Annotated in this window: 20 protein-coding genes and 1 pseudogene; 13 read left to right on the plus strand and 8 right to left on the minus strand. The window is 44.8% G+C overall.

Annotated features, from left to right (window positions below; translation table 11 throughout):
- Window positions 1-62 precede the first annotated feature (62 nt).
- The 3 genes from ACUN27_RS11870 to ACUN27_RS11880 all read left to right on the plus strand — a co-directional run bounded on the left by ACUN27_RS11870 (window position 63) and on the right by ACUN27_RS11880 (window position 5,153).
- On the plus strand, window positions 63-1,301 hold the full coding sequence (locus ACUN27_RS11870; protein ID WP_326062059.1) for a TolB family protein: 1,239 nt from the start codon (window positions 63-65) through the stop codon (window positions 1,299-1,301).
- 179 nt (window positions 1,302-1,480) lie between these two features.
- Complete coding sequence (locus ACUN27_RS11875; protein WP_445558965.1) at window positions 1,481-3,019, plus strand: diguanylate cyclase; 1,539 nt, start codon at window positions 1,481-1,483, stop codon at window positions 3,017-3,019.
- Between the two features lie 445 nt (window positions 3,020-3,464).
- Window positions 3,465-5,153 carry a methyl-accepting chemotaxis protein gene (locus tag ACUN27_RS11880; RefSeq protein ID WP_445558966.1) on the plus strand — a complete coding sequence of 563 codons (1,689 nt, stop codon included), beginning with the start codon at window positions 3,465-3,467 and terminating at the stop codon, window positions 5,151-5,153.
- A gap of 51 nt (window positions 5,154-5,204) precedes the next feature.
- Here ACUN27_RS11880 and ACUN27_RS11885 read toward each other — a convergent pair whose 3' ends face one another.
- Window positions 5,205-5,786 (minus strand): TetR/AcrR family transcriptional regulator, encoded by a 582-nt coding sequence (locus ACUN27_RS11885; RefSeq protein ID WP_445558967.1) that lies wholly within the window; start codon window positions 5,784-5,786, stop codon window positions 5,205-5,207.
- 178 nt (window positions 5,787-5,964) lie between these two features.
- Here ACUN27_RS11885 and ACUN27_RS11890 point away from each other — a divergent pair, with 178 nt between their 5' ends.
- Window positions 5,965-6,705 (plus strand): SDR family oxidoreductase, encoded by a 741-nt coding sequence (locus tag ACUN27_RS11890; protein ID WP_445558968.1) that lies wholly within the window; start codon window positions 5,965-5,967, stop codon window positions 6,703-6,705.
- A 79-nt stretch (window positions 6,706-6,784) separates the two neighbouring features.
- On the opposite strand, the pseudogene ACUN27_RS11895 reads toward ACUN27_RS11890, so the two are convergent.
- Window positions 6,785-7,039: pseudogene (locus tag ACUN27_RS11895) on the minus strand (NAD(P)-dependent oxidoreductase); the annotation flags it as partial.
- 73 nt (window positions 7,040-7,112) lie between these two features.
- A complete protein-coding gene (locus ACUN27_RS11900; RefSeq protein ID WP_326062064.1) occupies window positions 7,113-7,517 on the minus strand; it encodes an Rrf2 family transcriptional regulator in 405 nt (134 codons plus the stop codon).
- A gap of 357 nt (window positions 7,518-7,874) precedes the next feature.
- Between ACUN27_RS11900 and ACUN27_RS11905 the strand changes: the two genes are divergently transcribed.
- The 9 genes from ACUN27_RS11905 to ACUN27_RS11945 all read left to right on the plus strand — a co-directional run bounded on the left by ACUN27_RS11905 (window position 7,875) and on the right by ACUN27_RS11945 (window position 17,316).
- Window positions 7,875-8,567, plus strand: coding sequence for a response regulator transcription factor (locus tag ACUN27_RS11905; RefSeq protein ID WP_326062065.1), 693 nt, complete (start codon window positions 7,875-7,877; stop codon window positions 8,565-8,567).
- Window positions 8,560-9,648, plus strand: a complete 1,089-nt coding sequence (locus ACUN27_RS11910) for a sensor histidine kinase (protein ID WP_445558969.1) — start codon at window positions 8,560-8,562, stop codon at window positions 9,646-9,648. The genes ACUN27_RS11905 and ACUN27_RS11910 overlap by 8 nt, the downstream gene beginning before the upstream one ends.
- Before the next feature lie 116 nt (window positions 9,649-9,764).
- Window positions 9,765-10,628 carry a carbohydrate ABC transporter permease gene (locus ACUN27_RS11915; RefSeq protein ID WP_445558970.1) on the plus strand — a complete coding sequence of 288 codons (864 nt, stop codon included), beginning with the start codon at window positions 9,765-9,767 and terminating at the stop codon, window positions 10,626-10,628.
- Between the two features lie 40 nt (window positions 10,629-10,668).
- Complete coding sequence (locus tag ACUN27_RS11920) at window positions 10,669-11,484, plus strand: carbohydrate ABC transporter permease (RefSeq protein ID WP_445560622.1); 816 nt, start codon at window positions 10,669-10,671, stop codon at window positions 11,482-11,484.
- A 42-nt stretch (window positions 11,485-11,526) separates the two neighbouring features.
- Window positions 11,527-12,681 carry an efflux RND transporter periplasmic adaptor subunit gene (locus ACUN27_RS11925; protein WP_445558971.1) on the plus strand — a complete coding sequence of 385 codons (1,155 nt, stop codon included), beginning with the start codon at window positions 11,527-11,529 and terminating at the stop codon, window positions 12,679-12,681.
- A gap of 69 nt (window positions 12,682-12,750) precedes the next feature.
- Window positions 12,751-14,022, plus strand: coding sequence for an ABC transporter substrate-binding protein (locus ACUN27_RS11930; protein WP_445558972.1), 1,272 nt, complete (start codon window positions 12,751-12,753; stop codon window positions 14,020-14,022).
- A gap of 348 nt (window positions 14,023-14,370) precedes the next feature.
- The gene (locus ACUN27_RS11935; protein WP_445558973.1) at window positions 14,371-15,030 is read left to right on the plus strand and encodes a hypothetical protein; all 660 of its coding nucleotides are present in this window, start codon (window positions 14,371-14,373) and stop codon (window positions 15,028-15,030) included.
- Entirely contained in the window at window positions 15,027-16,295 is a 1,269-nt protein-coding gene (locus ACUN27_RS11940) for an MFS transporter (RefSeq protein WP_326062071.1), read from the plus strand. The genes ACUN27_RS11935 and ACUN27_RS11940 overlap by 4 nt, the downstream gene beginning before the upstream one ends.
- Window positions 16,296-16,347: 52 nt before the next feature.
- A complete protein-coding gene (locus ACUN27_RS11945; protein WP_326062072.1) occupies window positions 16,348-17,316 on the plus strand; it encodes a 2-hydroxyacid dehydrogenase in 969 nt (322 codons plus the stop codon).
- A 31-nt stretch (window positions 17,317-17,347) separates the two neighbouring features.
- On the opposite strand, the gene ACUN27_RS11950 is transcribed toward ACUN27_RS11945, so the two are convergent.
- Genes ACUN27_RS11950 through ACUN27_RS11970 form a run of 5 tightly spaced genes read right to left on the minus strand, consistent with a single transcriptional unit; the run spans window position 17,348 to window position 22,614 of the window.
- Window positions 17,348-18,451 carry a GerAB/ArcD/ProY family transporter gene (locus tag ACUN27_RS11950; RefSeq protein WP_326062073.1) on the minus strand — a complete coding sequence of 368 codons (1,104 nt, stop codon included), beginning with the start codon at window positions 18,449-18,451 and terminating at the stop codon, window positions 17,348-17,350.
- Window positions 18,452-18,467: 16 nt separating this feature from the next.
- Window positions 18,468-19,571, minus strand: coding sequence for a GerAB/ArcD/ProY family transporter (locus ACUN27_RS11955; protein WP_326062074.1), 1,104 nt, complete (start codon window positions 19,569-19,571; stop codon window positions 18,468-18,470).
- A 27-nt stretch (window positions 19,572-19,598) separates the two neighbouring features.
- Complete coding sequence (locus tag ACUN27_RS11960; RefSeq protein WP_315952625.1) at window positions 19,599-19,838, minus strand: hypothetical protein; 240 nt, start codon at window positions 19,836-19,838, stop codon at window positions 19,599-19,601.
- A 5-nt stretch (window positions 19,839-19,843) separates the two neighbouring features.
- The gene (locus ACUN27_RS11965; protein WP_326062075.1) at window positions 19,844-21,037 is read right to left on the minus strand and encodes a Ger(x)C family spore germination protein; all 1,194 of its coding nucleotides are present in this window, start codon (window positions 21,035-21,037) and stop codon (window positions 19,844-19,846) included.
- 17 nt (window positions 21,038-21,054) lie between these two features.
- On the minus strand, window positions 21,055-22,614 hold the full coding sequence (locus tag ACUN27_RS11970; protein ID WP_379173014.1) for a spore germination protein: 1,560 nt from the start codon (window positions 22,612-22,614) through the stop codon (window positions 21,055-21,057).
- Between the last annotated feature and the right edge of the window lie 170 nt (window positions 22,615-22,784).

Consider the following 22,784-nt stretch of genomic DNA (forward strand, 5'->3'; position numbering starts at 1 on the left):
CAGGAATAATTTGGAACAACCTGCAAAAAATATTTCTGTACGATTTGAAAAGGGGGCAACCGATGAAAATTAAAATTATGTTCATTAGCCTGGTGATTTCAGTCTTATGCGGTAATGTCGGATTCGCTGAACCAAGGCAATCTGTACAAGCTGTGTTTGTGCGCGGCGGCGATCTATGGGTCCAAAAAGACGATAAGGAGCTGCAAGTTACACGAAATCAAAAGGTAAGCGAGCCCAAATGGTCAGCAGATGGGAAGTTCATTGCTTACTCACTTGCCCTTGGAGAACAGCAGCACGAGATATGGGTGTACAGCTTGGAGGCGAAAAAGCATAACCGTGTGTATCCAGGCGGTGACAATTTTCAGTGGTCTCCAAACAGGAATGATCTTGCTTTTAAAATAGATGGCGTTCTGAATACCGCAAGGATTGGCCGCGATAAAGTGGATCCCTTTAAAAATGTAACTCTGGGTGTGGATAACTACTCATGGGTACCTGATGGCAGTGGATTTCTAGTATCGTCACCTGCTCAGCTGCGGCCATCCGGTTGGACGAATGTGGAATTGTACATGGTTCCGGCCGATGCCAAAATGGACCCTAATAAGAGTAAGCATTTTTATACGCTTCCTACGGAGTCGCCTGGTTTTTTCGCTGTTGGCACAAGCATATTCAAATGGTCCAGTGATAAGAAGTGGATCTCGTTTACCGCACATCCAACGGCATCTTTGTCTGCGGACGGGAATGCCTTATGCGTGTTGTCTTCGGATGGCGAACAGTTCCAGCAATTGGATAACATGCTTCACTATCCGCAATGGTTTGCCTGGTCGCCTGCGAAGGCGAGGCTCGCCTATATTGCAGGGGAAGGCCGAGTGGCGGTGCAGAATAAGCATTTGAAGCTCAAGGATCTGCCCGCCATGAAGCCGGCTTCTTATACGCCTCAAGGATTCGCGGATCGTGATTTTACATGGGAAAACGACCGCATGATTATTGTTTCTAGGTCGAAGGAAGCCAAAGAGGATGCTGTATGGCCGCTTCCCGCTTTGTATCAGCTGAGACTTTCAAATAAAGAGCAGAAGCAACTTACGCATCCTCTGGAGAAAAACGGTGACTTCGCGCCGTACATGCTCAGAAAGAGTAATAAACTGACGTGGATCCGGTCAGATGGAAACCATGCGGAAGTATGGATCTCGAATCCGGATGGAAGCAAAGCGGAGATTTTTATTTCCCAGCTGGATGTAGGCGTTCCTTATTATGGATGGAGTAACTGGAGCACGGTTTTAGCCTGGTATGACCCTCATCGATAGCGTCAAATTACATGCTGCCCGTTCGCTGATCTAGCGTTCGGGTTGTTGTATTTTTGTGAGATTTGGAATAACATTAAACGATAAATGATAGGGTTAATCTTCATGAAAAGGACTTCCAGATGAACGAAATATCGCTTGATTTTCTGACGATTTTATTACCGTCCTATATGTTTTTTTATATGGCTATTTCAATGTACGCCCGGAATAAACAAAACCTGGTGAACCGCGTGGCCTCGCTGCTTATGCTTTCATTACTCTTTTATTTTCTAGGTGAATATATCAAGACAGCGCTTTTTCCGAAGTATGAGAGTTTGATTGTGCTTTTTTGGAATGCTCCTATGCTGCTATTAACGATTAGTAACCTTGTGCATCTTAGTGTGCTTGTTGCGGGTAAGACGAGTTCGACAATAAGACAATTTGTCTTATGGATATATGTAACTCCACTGCTTTCTTTGGCGTTGATGCTGCTGATATTTGGTCCTCAACATCTCTATCAGCCAAGGGTAGATGGACCTAGTCCTTTAAGTCCGCTTATGCTTGGTTTAGCGGTTTTTTTTGTAGGAAGTTATATTTTATTATCCGTTGGTATTTTGTTAATTGCCTGGCTGACTACCCAACTTGTGAAACGTAAAAAGATGCTCATAAGACTTTTGGCGGGATTACTATCGCTTTTTGCCTGGATACTTATTGTGACTTTTCTTCTGTCTCTAGCAGTTATTACGAGTTCAGTTTCTATTGCTCTTTATTTTTCCGGAACTCTTCTGTGGGTGGTCTCGCTTAGAAGGCTCATTACGAAATACGACTTTTTGCCCAGTTACCGCGATCTGTTTCACACCTTGTTCCAATCCGCTCCGACCGCAATCTTCCTGCTGGATCTGCAGGGGATTGTCAAAGAGATGAATCCGCGTGCAAAGGGTTTGTTTAGTTTACAAACAGATGACATGGAGCGGGTCGATGTGATCTCAAGCCTATCTTTTTACGATGATACGAGTTTCAAAGATAGATGGAATGAGTTTCAGATGAATGAGATGAGTAATAGGCAATGGGAAATGAAGCTGAATATTCAAGATCAGGCGCAGCTGGATATGATCGTCAGCATGGAGAATATCGAAGGGGCGGAGGAAGGAATGGTCATCCTGAATATGACGGATATCACCTCCCTGAAAGCTACGGAACGCCAGTTGGTTGAATCGGAAAGGAAGTATCGTCATTTGGCTTACCATGATCCACTCACGGGTCTCTTGAACCGGGCCGCCGTGCAAGAGCATGCAAATCTTAAAATAACTGCAGGCGAGCCATTCGCACTGATATTAATAGACTTGGATAACTTCAAGACCGTGAACGATACGCATGGGCACTTGATTGGTGATGACTATTTAAAACATATCGCGGCATTGTTGGAACTGCATGCAAGGCCAGGGGATCTTGCAGGAAGAATCGGCGGGGACGAATTTGTCCTGCTGATGCCTTTCGATTCGGCCCAAATGCAAGTGTACGAGGAAGCACATTCTCGCTTATCCCCGCTTTCTGCCAATCCTTTTCGCATCCATCAAAAGTTAATTCCCGTTTCTTTTAGCGCTGGAGTGAGTCTATACGCCGATCATGCCTCGGATCTTACAGGTTTGTTGCAAAAGGCGGACGAAGCCATGTATGAGGTGAAGAGGAGCGGGAAGAATGCGATCGCTGTTGCGGGGCACAGAGTTAGTAAGACGAAATAAACAGAGGTTGTCCCACAAGGTAAATTACCTTCTGGGCAGCCTTTTTTGTTTTTGAAATAGTTTACAAAAATTTTATGTGTTCAACAAAAAGTCACAAATGAGAATGCATAATTGCCTGCATATTGAAAAAATTTATCGAGATAAATTGATCAATGCAAGCGTTTTATCCCGTCGATTTTGCGTAAAAAAGACTAATTGAGTTACAAGTGTATGTGAAAATTCGCCATTCATCTTTACAAAATCAACATGTTTCCTTGCTTATTAATGTATTGAATGAACCTTTATTAAGTCGTATAGTACCGTATTGTAAAAAGGTTAGTTAGGAGGGTAAAAGCTACTTGCACATCATTACCGCAGATTGAAAAAGTAGTTTATCTTTAGAGGTAAAAGATGTATCATATATTTTGTCGTATATATAATACAAAATAGTGATGGAGAGCTGACAATGAAGAAGTTGAAGAGTTTACGTCTTAAAATTTTACTTGGTTTCTCGGCTGTTTTGGTGTTGTTCGTTGTAATGTCTGTTTTTATCTACACACAAGTAAACGTTTTCAATGGGAGTGTCAAACAAATCGTAACGAATGATGTAACGAAGTTGGTTATTGATGAAAAGCTAAGCGGAAATATACAAAAACGTATAGCCTTGGTAAGGGGTTATGTCTTATTTGGGGACCCGGATTATAAAAAAAGGTTCTTGGAAACTACGGAAGAGAGCAAGGAGTACCAGGAGAAACTTTTGACCATAACGACTTCGCAAGAAGCCAAAGATCTTATAGCGAAAAGCGTTCAGTGGAGGCAGCTTGTTGAACAAAAGTTATTCCCTGCTTACGATAGTGGCAATAAGGACTTGGCTACACAAATTTTAAAAAATGAAGTTACTTCTACAGGACGTGAAATTGACGAAGGTTTTAACAAATTAGCGTTGACTAGAGAATCGGAGATTCAGGAACTGGGAAGTGCGTTGTTATCTAGCGGGGATAGTTTGCAATTGAAAATCGAAACTCTTTCTATCATCGCCATAGTCGTAGGAATTATTCTGGCCCTTCTCATCGCCAATCAAATTGTAGCTCCTCTTATTAAAATTGTTGCCAGAATGAAGTCCATTGCTGAAGGGAATTTAACGGAGGATAAAATGATAACGAATGTGAAGGACGAAGTCGGGCAATTGGTCCACGCTTCGAATGAGATGGTGGAAAGCTTGCGTGACATTATCGTGCAAGTGAGAATAAATTCTGAGCAAGTTGCAGCAGCAGCGGAAGAGTTAACAACAAGTGCTGAACAAACGAGTCATGCGACTGAGCAGATCTCCATCACGATGCAAGATATTGCGTCGAGTACTGAAAAAGAAGTTCAAAGTGCGGAGGAAACGTTAGAAACGGTCAGTAAAATATCCGATTCTGTGCAGCAAATTGCGAGAAATGCGCACTCTGTTAAAGATGTGGCTATGGAAGCGGCTGAGAAGGCAGCGCAAGGAGGGAGTGCCATACAGACGGCTGGTAAACAGATGGATGCCATTCATCAGACCGTTAATGGTTTATCGACGAATATTAAAGGTCTAGGCGAACGTTCTCAAGAAATTGGGCAGATTATTGAGGTTATGGCTGGCATCTCCATGCAGACGAATCTACTGGCCCTGAATGCTGCGATTGAAGCAGCTAGAGCAGGAGAGCAAGGACGCGGATTTGCGATTGTCGCGAATGAGGTTCGTAAATTAGCAGAACAATCGGCTAATTCCGCTGAGCGAATTTCACAATTAATCGGGTTGATTCAGGAGGAAGCAGTCAAGGCTGTTCAGTCCGTGGAATTTACAACGAAGGAAGTAGCTATAGGTATCGAAGTAGTTAATACGGCTGGAGAGTCGTTCGAACATATTGAGACTGCTATTAATGAAGTGTCAACTCAGATTCAAGAAGTGTCTTCAGGGGTTCTTCAAGTAGCCTCTGGCACGGAACAATTGGTTCACGCCATGCAGTTCATTTCTGAAGCCTCGGGAAATATTGCAGCAGGAACGCAAGAGGCATCCGCATCAGCCGAGGAGCAATTAGCATCCATGGAGGATATTTCATCCTCAGCTGCAAATTTATCTACGATTGCCGAAGAATTGCATGTCATAATTAGACAGTTTAAAGTTTAAAACAAGAAGGTGTCCTAAAGCCAAGATGTTGGCGTGTGGGGCACCCTTTTTTTAATTATTCGCAGGGTAAACTTGATTATTTTTAAATAAATTTCTAACCTGGTCGGCCATAAACTGAGTGGAATGTGGCATTTGATGGCGTATCCACCACTCTACTATGCCAATGAAAGCAGAGGCCATGAATTGCGCTTTCAGCTCTAGATCGATGTCGGGCTGATTGTCCGGCTTTTTCATTTTAACCATCAGATTGACAGAGATAAAATTCAGCAGTTGTTCCCGGAATAGAAAAACCCTTTGATTGGAAAACATGGCGGAGAAGAAGGGGAAGTTATCGTGAAAATAATCAAAAATCGGTTTGGGGTCTTGCACCATGCCTTGCGAAACCGAAGGATTCTCCCGCTTCGTGCAGAGCGATATCAATTCGTTGATTTGATCTTCAATGCATTTGTCCAAAAGGTCGTATTTGTCATTGTAATGCAGATAAATGGTGCCGCGGTTCACATTGGCGCGCTCGGCGATCTCGTTGATCGTGATCTGTTCAAAATCTTTTTCCGAAAAGAGCTCCAGAAACGACTTGGTGATGGCTTGCTTCGTTCTGAGAATGCGGCGGTCGGTTTTAGCGACGTTTTCCAACTTTATGTAACCTCCTTTTCAGATAATCAACAATAGGGAGGGTGATGTTGGATATCTAACAAATCCGCATCAATCAACCATTGAGTAATCCGATCTTCTGTCTATAATATTAATCAACGGCCGTTAAATATTCAACACGTGTTTAATATAATATTCAACAGTGAAGGAGTGTTTAGCGATGGAAAATATACAAGGTAAAGTGATCATTATTACGGGAGCATCCAGTGGAATAGGTGAAGCTGCAGCGAAAATGTTGGCGAAACATGGAGCCAAGGTGGTATTGGCAGCCAGAAGAGAGGAGCGCTTGCACACGATTGTGGATGAAATCAAACAGGCTGGTGGCGAGGCTGCTTCTGTAAAAGCCGACGTCGCTTCTGCTGAAGATATGCAGCAATTGGCTAAGTTTGCCTTGGCTGTATATGGCCGAATCGATGTGCTGGTGAACAATGCAGGCGTCATGCCGAGTTCCAGGATGAATGAATTAAGAGTAACCGAGTGGGATCAAATGATCGATGTGAACATCAAAGGCGTTTTATATGGAATCGCCGCGGTACTGCCTGCCATGAGGGAGCAGCGATCTGGACATATCATCAATCTGTCTTCTACTTCGGGTTATCAGGTGTCACCAACATCGGCTGTATACGCGGCTACCAAGTTCGCAGTAAGGGCCATCTCGGAAGGACTGCGGCTTGAAGAATCGGCGACTTCGAATATCCGATCGACCGTGATTGCTCCGGGTCTGACGAAGACGGAACTGTTTGACAGCATCACGAGTCCTGAAGTGCAGGCGATAGCCGGTCAAATAAGCGGCTTGGGGATTTCTCCTAACAGCATTGCCAGAGCTATCGCATTTGCCATTAACGAACCGGATGATACGCTGATCAGCGAAATTATGGTTAGACCTACTGCGTTAGCTTAACCATTTCCCAAGATGTTGATGATTAAAAAAAGGCTGCCGACAACAAACATCGGCAGCTTAATCACTTTTAATAAGCTTGAATCAGCACTTTGCCAGCCTCCACATGTTGCTGCTCAAGTCCCGGCGTGGAGTTGAAGGCATTTACAACAACATCATAAGGCTTTAAATCGTCGGCTGTTAGATCAAAAATATTCTTTTCTACAGCGTGTACATGGGGTTCTTGTACTTTGGACACACTTCTAACCAAAGCCGTTACTTCATGCCCTCTTGAAAGGGCTTCTTTCATAATGAGTTTTCCAGCTTTTCCTGTTGCTCCGAGGATGGCGATTTTCATTGTTTTTCCTCCTAAAATGGTTAAGGATTTCTGTAATAATTATTGTTACAACACGGTCGAAAAAAAGCTCGTACTACTTGAAGATATGATAGATAACATCTTGTAGTGTTTTATTTCTAAGCTCATTTTCCATGGCTGCTTTTACACTTTCAAAGGTTACATCCAAAGTTTGTTGGATTTCCCTGCCTACCGTACAATTCGGATTCGGATTATCATGAATATTGAAAATTTCTGACTCTAATTGGACAGATTTATAGATATCATATAAGGTGATTTCGCTTGGACTTTTGGTCAATGCAAACCCGGCAACGCCTACTCTTGAAGAGATTAAGCCGGATTTTTTCAACATGCTGGTAATTCTTCGAATGACAACGGGATTCGTTGAGACGCTTCCTGCAATCATATCGGAAGAAGCCTTAGGGTTCGTATGAACTAGAGCCATTATATGAATAGCAACGGAAAGACGTGTGTTAACCATGACTGTCACCTCACGAAGGAAGTGTCTTTATGAAAGGATGGGCATCTTTCCATTCGACACGTTTACCCTATTATAGCAGATAAATTAGCTTCTAGCTTCTCCATGATCATGGCAGCGCCGCCAACTTTAGTTTTTGCTACATAGATATTCACTCCTTCTGCTGATCACGCCTTACATGCAACAATAATAGTTACATGTTTTCTTTTTGTCAACCTGTTGCTTTTGTTTTAAAGAATTTAAGAAAGATTTAATTTTTAGCCCCATATCTTTTTAAATAAATTTCCCTATCCTTGATTAAGCGGCAGGTCATAGCTGCTATTGGACAAATGAAATTTATAGGGAGGGTGGGAATGTAGGATGTCGATTACCATTTTGATAGCTGATGATGAGACGGAGATTGCCGATCTTATCGAGCTTCATTTAGAGAAAGAAGGCTACGGATGCCTGAAAGCAGCTGACGGTCAGGAGGCTATAGCTGCCTGTGACGCGCATGTCATTGATTTGGCGATTTTGGATATTATGATGCCTAAACGGGATGGTTATGAAGTAACCAGGCAGATTCGAGAGAAGCATCACTTCCCTATCATTTTTTTAAGCGCAAAAACGTCCGACCTCGATAAGATTGCGGGATTGGTAAGAGGAGCGGATGATTATGTTACCAAGCCATTCAACCCGATGGAGTTGGTAGCGCGAGTTAACGCGCAGTTGAGGCGATCAAAGCAATTCATTCTATCGACGCAAACGGCTAGACCCGTTTTGGAAGCCGGTGGATTGTTCATCTATCCCGAAGAACGTACTGTTTTTTTATACGGCCAACCCATTGAATTAACTCCGAAAGAGTTTGATATCTTATATCTGCTAGCCCGGCATCCCAAGAAGGTTTTCAGTTCGGAGCATATCTTCGAACAAGTGTGGCGTGAGACCTACTATGAGGGAAGCAATACAGTCATGGTGCATATTCGCTCTCTTCGGAAAAAGCTGGAGGAAGACATGCATAAAACCAAACGGATTAAAACCGTCTGGGGGGTGGGGTACTCCTTCCATGGCTAATATGTTCCGCAGCTTTCGATTTAGAATGATTTTATGGTTTGGTTTAAGCATGTCACTATCAGCGGCGATTACCTATATCCTTTTTAAAGCCCTTCAATCCTATTACTACACGACCAAGTTTGAGAATCCCTTAACGAAAGTGCGTTATTTCATAAGAGATATCGGGGATATCAATTTTTTTCTCGTCATCTTCCTTCCTCTCTCCTTTTATTTTTTCTATCTTTCCACGAAACGATATGCGACTTATTTTCATGTTATATCCAATGGAATTAACCAACTGGCGAAAGGTGATTTCAACCGCCGTATTCGTCTGTCCTCCAAGGATGAATTCGGAGATGTGGCTAGAGACATTAATCGGGCAAGCGAGAAGCTACAGCAAGCGATGGAAAGAGGCGATTTTGCGGAAAGCAGCAAGGAACAATTGGTACTGAATTTGGCTCATGATTTGCGTACGCCTCTGACTTCAGTGATTGGTTATCTGGATTTCATCCTTCAATCGGATGGACTAACGGGGGATCAAACGAATCACTATACGCGCATTGCTTACACGAAAGCACAACGATTGGAAAAGCTGATTGACGAGCTTTTTGAAATCGCTCGAATGAACTATGGCACGCTTCCTCTCGAAACAAGATCGATCGATCTCAACGAGCTTCTCTTCCAATTATCGGAGGAATTATTCCCTGTCGTATCTAAAAAAAACGTAACAGTCAGAATGAATATTACTCCGCATTTGCTCGTTTGGGGTGACGGAGATCTGCTGGCACGCGTATTTGAAAATCTTCTGACGAATGCCATTCGCTATGGCGCAGATGGGCAGTTTATCGATATTCTTGGCCATTCGGATGTTGGAGAGGCAGTGATCCAAGTGGTTAATTACGGAGATTGTATTCCGCAGGAGGAGCTGCCGTATCTCTTTGATATGTTTTTTACAGGGGATATGGCCCGAACACATGAAAAAGGCGGTTCCGGGTTAGGCCTGTTCATCGTGAAGAATATCGTAGAGCAGCATCATGGCACCATCACAGTTCAAAGCAATTTAATTCGTACATTATTTGAAGTCCGAATCCCCCAACGTTGACATCGCCTACCAAGGCGGTGTTTTTTTTCTGCCAAGACTTTAGAAAAACTTTAAGTTTTACCCTGCTTTTTTTTAAAAAGTTCATCTTAATCTACATGTAAGAGAGGAGGGAACAGATGAAAGGTTTACGTAAGGATGCTTCAGTGGCATGGATGTTTCTTGCGCCGAGCGGTATCGGATTTGCGCTATTCTACCTGATCCCGTTTGCCATGGGATTGTACATTTCCTTCATGGATGGTACGGTAGATAGCCGCTTTGTGGGATTGGATAATTACCGTGCGCTGCTTGCAAGCGACTCCTTCCGAAAGGCAGCTCTCAATACGTTTTACTTCAGTGTTGTTAGTGTTCCGCTTTTGCTTTTGCTTTCGCTTAGCTTGGCGCTGTTGTTAAACCAAAATATTTATTTTCGCAATTGGCTTCGTATGGCATATGTACTGCCGCTTGTCGTTCCTGTTGCTTCGATCCTGCTTGTCTGGCAGATTTTATTGGACTGGAACGGCTCTTTAAATGCCTGGTTAAGCAGCTACGGGATCGCACGTGTGGATTGGATGAAAACTGATGATGCCCGAACGGTCATCATTGTTGTGTATATATGGAAGAACATCGGTTATAACGTGATTCTTTTCTTGGCGGGGCTTCAGCAAATTCCGAAGGATTATTACGAAACCGCCAAAATCGAAGGCGCTGGGTGCTTACGGCGGTTTGGCAGTATTACGATGGTCTATCTAACATCCACCATATTTTTTGTAGTCATCATGTCGATCATTAATTCGTTTAAAGTATTCCGGGAAACGTACCTGATTGCGGGTGATTATCCACATGAAAGTATTTATATGCTGCAGCATTATATGAACAACATGTTCACGTCGTTGGATATTCAGAAGCTGACTGCATCGGCGGTTTTGATGGCCGGATGTATCCTTCTGATCGTCATAGGCATGTTTATACTAGAGCGCCGGTATCGGCAGTTTATGGAGTAGGGGGAGGAGTCGTGTGCGAAAAATTGCGTTAACGATTGTTATGGGCGTCATAGCTTTCATGTTGTTATTTCCTATTGTTATTACTTTTACCAATTCATTAATGACTACACAAGAAATCAGCATCAATTACAGCACTATTGGGCAGATGAACAAAGAGGCTCGTTTCGTGAATATAAAATTACTCCCGGATCAAGTGACCTTGGATCAGTATGGCAAGGTGTTAGTCGGCAGCCCTAGATATTTGGGAATGTTCTGGAATTCGGTTTTTATGGTCGTACCGATTATCGCAGGGCAGACCTTGGTAGCATCGCTTGCCGCTTATGCCTTCTCCAAGCTGCGATTTCGCGGGCGAGAGCCCTTGTTTCTCGTATATGTCTTTACGATGCTGATGCCGTTTCAAGTGACTCTGGTGCCTAATTATATGATGGCGGATAAGCTGGGGCTTTTGAATAGTCCGAGTGCGATCATTTTACCAGGTATTTTCGCAGCCTTCGGAGTGTTCATGCTTAGACAGTTCATGCTGGAAATTCCATATGCCTATATGGAAGCGGCCAAGATAGATGGTGCCGGTCATTTGCGGATTTTCTACACCATCATTGTTCCTATGATTACGCCGGGTTTGGCAGCCCTAATTCTTCTTCTATTCGTTGACTATTGGAACATGGTGGAGCAGCCGATTGTTTTTCTGGAAGATCCGTTCAAGCAGCCTTTGTCCGTATATTTATCCAGGATAAGCGGCGAGCCGGGGATTGCTTTTGCTGCATCAGTGCTCTATATGGCTCCGATGGTGCTGCTGTTTCTGTACGCGGAATCGTACTTCATAGAAGATATTCAATTGTCTGGCCTCAAGGGTTAGTACTGCGAAAAGTTTATAGGAGAGAAGAAAGGGGGAACGGGGTTGGAAAAGGAGCCGGCTGTATCAGGCCGAAAGAAAAGCATTCAAGTCGTATTCCTTGTTTTTATGGGATTACTTGTGTTTTTTACGCTATTCAGCAATACCTTGCAGTCGTTAGCATTACCGAAAGTGAGAACGGAAAAGCCGGTGAAAGGGAGTCTTGTATTTACAATCGCAGGCAGCGGCAGCCTACAACCGTTCTATGAGGCTAAACTGTCGAATACGGCCGGGTGGAAAGTGCAGCAGATTCTCGTTAAAGGAGGCGATCATGTCAAAAAGGGGCAACCGCTCATCCGTTATGACAGCAAAGTGGCTGAACATGAGCTGGAAGACGCTATAACCAATCTGGACAAGCAAAACATCGAGCTTCAGAATGTGCAAGACCAGTTCATCCAGTCAACCATGGAAGGGGACGACATCAAGATTCGAACGGCAAGGCGCGATCTTGAGACGAGAAAGCTCGATCTGGCTGCGCAGGAGCGCAAAATTAACGAATTTAGAGATGAGCTGGCAGCCTATAAGGAAATGACGGCTCCGTTCGATGGCCTGATAACGAAGGTAAATGCTATGGAAGGGCTGGTTTCGGCGGGAGAACCGGAGATCCTTATCACGAACAGTAGCCTTGGCTACCGCTTCGATCTATCCGTTGATTCAACTCTTCTGTCCAGCTTAGGGATGTCGGCGGGAGAGAAGGTAGAGGTCGAAGTACACGCTGGTCAGGAACCCTATACACGTATCATCAACGGTACAATTGATGAAATGGCGGATGCAGAATCTCGAACCGTAAGCTCCTCTGATGGAGAGTCAGGCAAGACGATAACAGTGCCTCAGAAGGTTCTTCGCGTGAAGGTCGTTGATGCTGAATTGAAGGGGGGTGAGGAGGTTCGAATCAAGCTGGAGAAGCGATCGCGTAAAGAGGGATGGATGATATCGAATGAAGCGATTCATCAGGATCGAGAAGGTATGTTTGTTTATAAATTGGAAGAGATGAGAAATGCGCTGGGCAACGAATTCATAGTCCGTAAAGTCAGGTTGCAATACAGCGAAAGAAATAGCAAAGAAACGATGGTTCAAGCCGATAGCCTTTATGAGGAAGACATGGTGATCTTGGAGAGCAGTGAGCCTTTACAAGATGGAAACCGAGTACGTCTGGAGTAATTAAGCATGCAGATGAGAGAGAATGATAGGAGGATTCATACGATGAAGAAGTGTCAATCAATCATAATTATGAGTTTTTTAATGGCGGTAGCGACCGCGTGCAGTTCCGGAAGCAATGATGACTCAGCGGCAAGCAAGGAGGTCACAGGATCAGGGTCGGCAAAGGGGAAAACCGTCGTTACGATGTCTTTACAAGCGGCAAATCCTTATTACCAGACACTAGAGAAGAAGTTTGAAGAGAAGTACCCTGACATCGACCTTCAAATTCAGTTTACGAATGATTATGAGAAATACCAGAAGACGACGAATGCAGCTCTGCTATCAGGAAAAGGGCCTGATATCTTCGAAATCAGTTCACTGCCGATCGGTGATTATTTGGACAAAAAGCTTCTGCTGAACATGAGTGACCTCATGCAACAAGACCAAACAGTGAATAAAAGTGATTTGCAAACAAATGTGTTGGATGCCTTAAAGTTAAATGGAGGTTTGTATACGATTCCTTCCGGTTTCTCCCTGCGGGCTTTCGTCGGTGATGGAGATATTCTTGAAAAAATGAAGGTTGACGATAAGAACTGGACCTGGAAGCAGTTTGCGGAGACATCGAAGAAAATGGGGCAAAGCGGCACGGAGCGACGTTACGCGTTAGCCAATGATCCGCCAGAAATTCTACTGCAAGAAATGATGGTCGATCATTACGCACAATTTGTTGATCCTACAGCGAAAAAGGCAACATTCGACTCCCCTTTGTTCATTGAAGCGATGCAGCAAATTAAGAAAATGTATAATGACAAAGTCATGACCTCGGAACCTGCGGATGTAGGTAAGCAAATGTTCTATTCTACCGTTTTGCGATCACCCGTAGATTTTATAGATGGTTTGCATCAGTTTTTTGCCAATCCGAAGCTGCTGCAAAAACCTGAGCAAACAGGTGGAACTCGGATTGTCACCTCGACCCAGCTTGCTATTCAAGCCAAATCTCCGGTGAAAGAGGGGGCTTGGAAGGTGATTGCCTTCTTGTTATCGGAAGAGGGGCAGTCTCTACAAGAGAGAGAAGGCTTTTCACTGCTTAAGTCTGTGAATGAGAAGAAATTAAACAGCATTCGGGATCAGGTGAAAAGCGGTACGTATAAGCTGAAGGACGGGAAAGTGCCCAAGGTGTCGGATGAAGAATTCAATAAATTCAAACAGCTCCTCAGTACGGCGGATAATTATCCGATGGTAGACGGCAGTGTGATCGCCATGATAGGGGATGAGGCTAGAGCTTTCTTTGGTGAGCAGAAGTCCGCGCTGGAAGTAGCAAAGCTGATCCAGAGCAAGGCAACAACCTTCTTGAATGAGTAGGGTAGATGACAGATTAGTACCTTCAAATAAAAAGTCGTGGCAATCGGTATAAAAACGTGGTAGAGAATCCGTACAAGCTTATAAAACGCATTGCCGACTTTTTCGAAACCTCGCTGCCTCCTCCCTTGAACAGACGGCATCCATGGAAGATATCTTTCAAGCCACCGAGGAATTGCAAAAGATGGGGCATGAGCTTAATGATTTGGTTAGAATGTTTAGAGTTTGAAGTAAACAGAAGATCCTCAGCACAGAGCTGCGGGTCTTTTTTTGTCGCGCCGCACCTTGGTGAACAGTGGTATAATCAGTTTTGTTGATCATGATCTCATAGAAAGTTGAGGCCGAGTTTAAATGATTACAAGAATGATCTATCGAGCGGAATTTGAAGAGGGGCAAGTATCTGCGGGTGTAAAAGCTTTGGAAAGAAGTGAGCAAGCCAAACAACGCATCATACAAGGTGAGTTGATGACCGCTGCTGCTTATGTGTGGAGAAATAGTCTATTCCTCTATTATGAGTGCATAGACAGCCGGTTAAGTCCTGATGAGATCGCTGGCGCAGCTGTCCCCTATCTGAAGGACTGGCCTGGTCATGCGGAACCGCGCAAGTGGATTCCAATGATTGACGTGTTCCACTTTAATGAGCCGGCGGATACCGAACACTGGCTGCGCAAGGAGCGGGTAGAGAAGCGTGTCGGAAGAGTTGCGCATTTGAAACCTGAGATGATCAGCAGTTATATCTATTATCATTATCAGCTTCAGGAAGAGCGGTCGTTCACAGGGGACAAATACGAAATCATTGCGATGCACGAGAACCTGCTGTTTGGCTATCAAGAGTTTCCAAAGGTCATCGAAGAGCCGGTTGTGCCCGGTCGTTTGAAAACGAAGGGGACTCCCGAGAACTGGCAGGATTCACGTATGGATTTGCACTTTCAACCTTGGGAAGAAGACGGCTATCTGTACTTTAAACCGATTGAACCTATCTTTGCGTATTACATTGGCGACTACAAATGAACGAAGCTGCATGGAGGAATGACCACGTGGAACAACGTTTGGAACAGTCCAAAAAGGTTTACGCCATGCAACTGGCTACGATTTTTGTAGGCTTCATTGTGTTTGGCTTTTCAGAAAATATTAAGGGACCTGCGATCCCTCGCATTCAATTCGATTTTATGCTGAATGAATCGCAGCTTGGGACATTGCTGTCTCTCAATGCGCTGGGTTATCTCATCGCTTGCTCCTTCACGGCTTTTTTAACCCGTCTATGGGGGATTAAAATCGTCAGTATCGCTGCCTTTGGCGTGATGATCCTTTCAGGTGTTTGCATCTATTTATCCAATAGCTTTCCAATATTTTCCTCTTCCTATTTTCTCATGTATATCGGTAACGGGATGCTTGAGATTGCACTCGCGATTCTAGGGGCGAGAATCTTTGTGAAAAATACGGGAACGATGATGAATCTCACGCACGGCTTCTATGGACTTAGTTCCACCGTTGCCCCGTTGATTGCAACAGGACTTATGTCTGTAAGCGTATTCGGGCATATGCTCGATTGGCGCGGCATGTATGTGGTCATGCTTTCGTTGTCCATACTTCCCATCCTTTTTGCATGGCGCAGTTCTTTTCCCTCTGACGAAGTTGCCCATGAAGACCGGGTTCCTTTGAAAACACTAATGCGTGATCGGGTTCTGTGGTTCATGGTCCTGATTCTTTCATTTGGCGTTGTATCGGAGCTCGCGGTAGGCGGGTGGTTAGTCAATTTCCTGGAGAAAGCGTACATGTGGGAAGGTGTGAAGGCTTCCGGCATGCTTTCTGCCTTTTTCCTCTGTTTTACGCTTGCAAGGCTGATTTTGGGCCCGATTACGGATAAAATAGGATTCCTTTTGTCGCTGATTATTTTCTCCGGATTTTCTGCTCTGTGCACGTTTGGCGCCATTGTGGGTGGGGAACCACTTGCCTTCCTATTCGCAGCGGCGGGAATCGGTATCGCGATGATTTATCCGACCGTTATGGCCTTTATTGCCAAAAGATACCCGAACGGCACCGATACGGCCATTACTTTCACGGTTACGCTCATGGGGGTCGGCAGTGTCATTGGCAACTATCTCATTGGCGGTGTTATTGAATTGGTCAAAAATTGGGTTGGATCGGACACCCAAATCGGTTTGATTCGCGGCCTGCAGACCGGATATGGGTTCATCGGGTTGTGCGCTGCGATCTGCGCCGTGTGCAGTTTCATTTTATACCTCATCTTAAAAAAGCAAAAAGAACTTATCTGAATCTAGCAATTTGTGGTACGATTCTTACATAGTATGGAGAGGAGTTTTGAGGATGAGACCGAAAGTTTTTCTTGCAAAGCGAGTTCCAAGTGAAGTAGAGGCGTACATCGCACAGCACTGCGATTATCGTAAATGGGACAGGGAAGAAGAAATTCCTCGTCAACAGCTATTGGAGGAGTTGTCCGATATGGACGGACTCTTAATCTCCGGCGGAAGCATTGATCAAGAATTGTTGGATCATGCGCCAAAGCTCAAAATCGTAAGCAATGTGTCGGTAGGTTACAACAATTTAGATACGGCGGCCATGAAGGCCAGAGGCGTTATGGGAACGCATACACCGGGTGTATTGGATGAAACGGTGGCCGATACGGTGTTCGGGCTTATTTTGGGCGCAGCAAGACGAATACCGGAACTTGACGCTTACGTGAAAGCAGGCAAGTGGAAAAAAGGAAGCGATGACCACATTTTCGGCATCGATGTTCATCACGCGAAGCTCGGGATTATTGGCATGGGGCGCATCGGGGAGGCTATTGCCAGACGAGCGAAGTTTGGTTTTAATATGGAGGTCATGTACTACAATCGCAGCCGGAAAGAAGAAGCTGAGCAGAAGCTGGGTGTTGTTTACAGGTCGCTGCAAGAGCTGCTGCAAGAGTCTGATTTTGTCGTGTTAATGACGCCGTTAACAGCTGAAACGACCCGTTTAATCGGCCGCGAAGAGCTGGCGCTCATGAAGAAAACCGCCATCTTTATTAATACGTCGCGTGGCCAAACCGTGGATGAAGAAGCGCTCATTGACGCATTGGAAAAAGGACAGATTCGCGGAGCGGGTCTTGATGTTTTCGAACAAGAACCGGTAGATCCGGAGAACAAGTTATTGAAAATGCCGAATGTCGTCACCTTGCCGCATATCGGATCGGCTACCCATCAAACACGTTTTGATATGGCGATGCTTGCCGCAACGAATTTGGTGAAGGGTGTTCAAGGGGAAGTGCCGCCGAATCTTGTTGCGGAGTTGAAGTAAGTAAAGCCTGACGGAGCAATCTTGAACTCCGTCAGGCTTTTTTTGTGGTCAACCGTCCTCTCATCCAACCAATCAGTACAACGCTTAGCGGATAAACAATGCCCAATAGGATGGCGAGAGGAATGTAAGTGTGGTTATCCCACTTTTGCTCAAATGCGCCATTGGGGTAAACGACAAGAGCCAGGACGGTAACAATTAGCCCGATGGGCGTACAAAGAGATTTGTAATCGCGTAATTGGAAGGTGTGCGCTAAACCTCGAAGAGTTGTATGAAAGTACATGGATGTTTTGAAGAAAATGGAGACCAGCCATAAGAAGGCTACGACAACTTCAATGCGCTGTAAGAAATTTCCAATGTTAATTCTTTGTGCCAAGGCATAACTAGGAAACGACTCTATGGCCGCAGAATCAGGCCCAAGCACGAGGACACTGGAGGCCACGAGTAAAAACAAGGTCAGACCGCTTATCACAACGCCTACAAGGTATCCCTTACTAGCCCTTTTTACATTTGAAACTTGATTAATAATAGGGCCAATCGTAATAAATAAGGGGATATAGGTAAAACAGACGATTCTTATCGTACACCGAATGATCGGGATTGCGGTGGCTTCTCCAATCGGTAAGAGATTGTTCGTATCCATATTAGGGATATTCATGGTCATAAATAAGGTAAATAAGAGGATAAGCCACGGAAAGAAAATTTCAGCCGTTCTGAGAAAAACAACCAATCCCAATTTTGCTCCCATCATAACTACAAGCATGAATAGGATGTTAATGGCCTGGATAGGTGTTGAAGGCATAATTTGAGTGCTCATAAAATGGCCGACGTAAAAAACGTCCTGAGCGCCGAAAATAAGCGTCAGAAAGGTAATGCCCAAGGTGATCATGCGGCCCAACCACTTGCCAAAAACGAGGTCGTTGATTTCGAAAAGTGAAGAGATCGCATATTTTTTCGCCACTGCTGTATAAAGGAGGGCCAGGATTATGCCCAGACCTATGCTGAGTGCAAGTGGTATCCATGCATCTTGTTTGACATCCGCGGCTATCGACGCTGGTATGACCAGTATAGCTGTACCTATGGAATAAAGGATGACGATGATCATGAGTTGCCGCGGTGTGATGGACTCTTTGCCCATGCAAGCACATCCTTGTTTAGCTGTTTTTGACTTTTTTTCTGCGCATGTAGCCGATGATGATGAGCAGACCGGGATGCAGGCAGCCGAAAAATAATCCCAAAGGTACCCAGGTGTGTTGATCCCATTCATGGATGTAGGCTACATTGGGGTATACCATTAAAGAAAGCACGATCACGATGAGACCCGTTGGCGTTGCAAGAGATTTATAATTTTGGAGTTGAAAAAAGGAGGCGACGGCTTTGAGTGTTACGTGAAAATAGAGGGTCAGCTTAAAATAAATGGAAATAAACCATAAGAAAGCGACCGTAACCTCAATCCGTTGAAGAAAATTCCCTACGCTAATTTTTTTGGCTAGCGCATAGGTGGCATAAACATGCCGTGCCGATTGGTCCGCCCCCATCACCAGAATGCCTAGTAATGTGATAATAATCATCATGACTCCGCTAGTTATCCCTCCGTAGAAGAAGGATTTGGCGAACCTCGCAGGAAATCTGGCCTCCTTTGAGGTTAAACAGAGGATAAAAACGATGGGAAAAAAGCTATATACGATCATAAACATAGCCGGACGTGCAATGGAGATGAAACTTGCTTCGCCAATTGGAAGCAGATTCTTCATATTGGATTGCGGCGCCACAAAGACTACCAATAAGAAAAACAGTAAGACAATCCATGGAAAAAAGATTTCACCGGTTCTCGCTAAGATGACCACACCCAGCTTTGCGCCAATGACGGTAAACGTGATCATGAGAATGTGAATGGATTGGATAGGTGTCGTAGGCATGATCTGGGTTGTCATGAAGGCGCCAATATAGAAGAGGACCTGCGCGCTTATTATGAACATGATGTAGATGTAGAGAAGCGTTACCGCTTTGCCAAGCCATTTGCCCAACACATATTCATTCATATCAAAAAGCGTCATATCCGGATACATCCGGACTAACTTGACATACATCCAAATGAAAAGCATCCCTGCGCATACGGCCGTTGTGCCGGCGATCCAGGCATCCTGTTTGGATTGTGCAGTCAAAATGGAGGGGACGACAAGGATCGTTGTCCCCAGCGAAATCAAGAAAATAAAGATCATAAGCTGCCGAGCTGTTAAAGTACTCTCGTTGTTCATGCTCTGCCTCCCTACGCCGAGCCCAACTCATTTGATTAACCCGACCTGCAACAACAGCTTGCTTAACGGGGCCATAAGAAACGTAATGCCGTCGCCTGGATTTGGCAGTGTTTTTCCCATCCCTTTGAACGTAGCAAGCACATTGCCGATCAGCATGAGGATAAGGTACAACCAAACTGTCTTCTTACATCCTTGCTTCCACAAACGCGGAAGTTCATACCACGAAATCAGGATGGAAATTAATAGTATACTGAGGCCAATTAACATATCGGCTACTCCTTTGCATCATTGACTACAGAATCTCCCAAGGTACCTGTACCTCTCACTTTAGCAACCACATTCATGTGTGGCTCCAACTGCTTAAAGACCTGTTCCCAATGATCCTTGACTTTGTTCCAGTAGGTCGGATCAGCCCGATGGACAGCTTCACCGAAACCATAAATATCCGTGCCTAACTGCTGCGTCTTCTTAATCGTTTTCTCCATATTGGATTTAATGAAATCAACGTACTGTGCATCCAAATAGGCGATCGTTTCTGTTTTGAAAAGATTGATTTTACACTCTACATCAGAGACATTCCCTTCTGTCCGAGTGTTGATATAAATTTCAGGTTTATCGTTCTTGATAACAGCGTGTATCTTGCTTTTGACGCGGGCAATATCGATACCAATGTTTCCGCCATCGGGACAGACGAGGTGAATCGAAGAGCGCATGGATTGATTGGTAATGACAGAGTAAGCGCGGGACTCTTTCTCGTTCAACCATCCGACGAGTTTATCTTTTTTAAAGACCGCATTGCCCGAATATTGCAACTTCACCCGGGGGGACGTGTAGTCGATATTGTTATTGCGCTTGCCCGTTGTAGGTTCACCTACAATTTGTATGCCGGAGACAACGGAACTTTTTCCTGGGGTAACGAGACCGCTCGATAATTGATCGAGTTTAATTGTGACCGCAGAAGTCCACTCTTTTTTTGCAGCTTCTAGAGAATTAAAGATATAGTTGGCCGGAACTTTCTCTAGCGGTGTCATGACGCTTAATAAGTCCTTGGCTGTGTTGTTTCTGGCAATGACAACGTCAAAATCAGTCCGGAATTCGCTTCCTCTCATGAGATAATCCATCGCATTGACAATTCCTTTGGAGGCGAGATCCTCTGAAATGACAAGGATTCGTATATGGGCGAAATAGATGTTCCTTGAGATCGACGATGTCAATCTTTTGACTGCTTCATTCAGGGTCACGCCTTTGGAAGAATAGACGATGATAGGAACTTCGGCATTCCCTTTTTCCTTCGTCACACTCCGCGGGTTCACAATTTGAACGGTTAACTCAAACTGGCCATCCGAGATATCGATGCCGACACCTTCTGCAATCGCGATATCGTTCAGTTCTCTGCGGCTCCAACAGCCGCTTACTAGGAAAATGATCAGGAATAAGCAGGCTGTTAGTCGCATCCGGGATATCAAATGACCTCGTGCCTCCCTTAAGGTCGGAATGGTTTTCTTTTTGCTTTCTTAACAACGTTATTGGTATGGATCGTACGAACTCGGGAAAATAACGACTGAAAAGGCAATCGAAACAAGGCATCCTTTTGTTTGTTTAATTCCAGAGGAGCAAAAGGGCTTAAATAAGGCACGCCAAACGATTGTAAACTGTTCAGATGTAAAATTAATCCAAGAAGTCCTGCCAGTATCCCGAAAAATCCGAAGGAAGCCGCTAAAGCCATCAATGGGAACCGCAAGATGCGAATGGCGTTCGATAAGTCATAGGAAGGAAAGACGAAGCTGGAAATCGCGGTAATGGATACCACGATAACCATCGCAGCCGATACAATACCGGCTTCAACGGCTGCTTGCCCGATGACCAATGTCCCGACGAAGGACAGCGCCGAACCGATGCTTCGCGGCATCCGCAGTGCGGCCTCCCGCAGCACTTCGAATGTGATTTCCATCAGCAAGGCTTCGATGAAAGCCGGGAAGGGAATGCCTTCTCGCTGCGCAGCAAGGGAAATGAGCAGCTGCGTTGGGAGCATTTCCTGATGAAAAGTCGTGATGGCCACGTAGAAGGATGGCGCTAATAAAGCGATGAGAAACCCGGCATAACGGAGTATCCGGACTAACGTGCTGATATCCACGCGATGATAGTAATCCTCGGAAGCTTTGAGGAAGGTTTCAAACAAGGCGGGAGCGATCAGCACGAAAGGGGTGCCGTCGACGAGAATGGCAACTTTGCCTTGAATTAATTCAAGTGCGACGACGTCCGGACGTTCCGAGTTATAAACGGTTGGGAAAGGCGTGATGACTTCATCCTGGATAAGCTCCTCGATATTGCTGCTTTCGAAGATCCCGTCAATGTCTATCTGATTCAGACGATTGCGGGCTTCAATAATAAGAGAATCCTGGGCGATCCCGTGCAGATACATCAGCACGACGTCAGTTTGGGTCACATTGCCGACTTGAAAAGTTTCCACCCATAAATTCGGATCTTTAATTTTCCGGCGGATGAGTGCCGTATTCGTTCGAATCGATTCAGAGAATGATTCGCGCGGTCCGCGGACAACAGTTTCAACATTGGTCTCCGTTACACCACGGTCTTTCCAGCCTTTCGTACTTGCTGCAAGACCTGTCGTGTAGCCGTTCATCAAGATAACCGAGTCGCCCGATAAGATATGATGAAACAATTTTTTCATATCGGAAACTTTCTGAATTTCACCAATCGTCAACGTATGTAATTCCAAGACGTCAAAAGGGTTTTGAGCAGGATCAATGTCCATGGTATCTGTCATCATAGCTCGCATAACGAAATCGTTAATGACATTCCCATCCACAAGGCCATCGGTGTATAAAATAGCGACGTCCTCTGTTATCGAGTTATAGGTAAACTCTCTAATCACAATATCCGTGCTGTTTCCGAGAGCTTGCCTGACATAATCCGTATTTTCCTGGATGGTTGCGAATAAAGGCATGGAAGCCGCTGGTTCCACAATGGTGTTTGGTTTAGGAAGACTCGGATGTTTTTTGGAGCTCAGCCAACGAGCGAACATATGGTATTTTCTCCAAGCTCTAGGATGTTGTGCTAGTATCTTTTCCTTAAGTTTCCTGAGGTATGCGTGTGAGCAAAAAAGCGTGGCGTGAACATGATGGTTTCAAGGAACACGGATTCGGGTATGTATGCTTAGGATGGTTTACTGCTGGGAAGTGACTAGTTAACGTA

The sequence above is a fragment of the Paenibacillus sp. WC2504 genome, assembly GCF_052682475.1.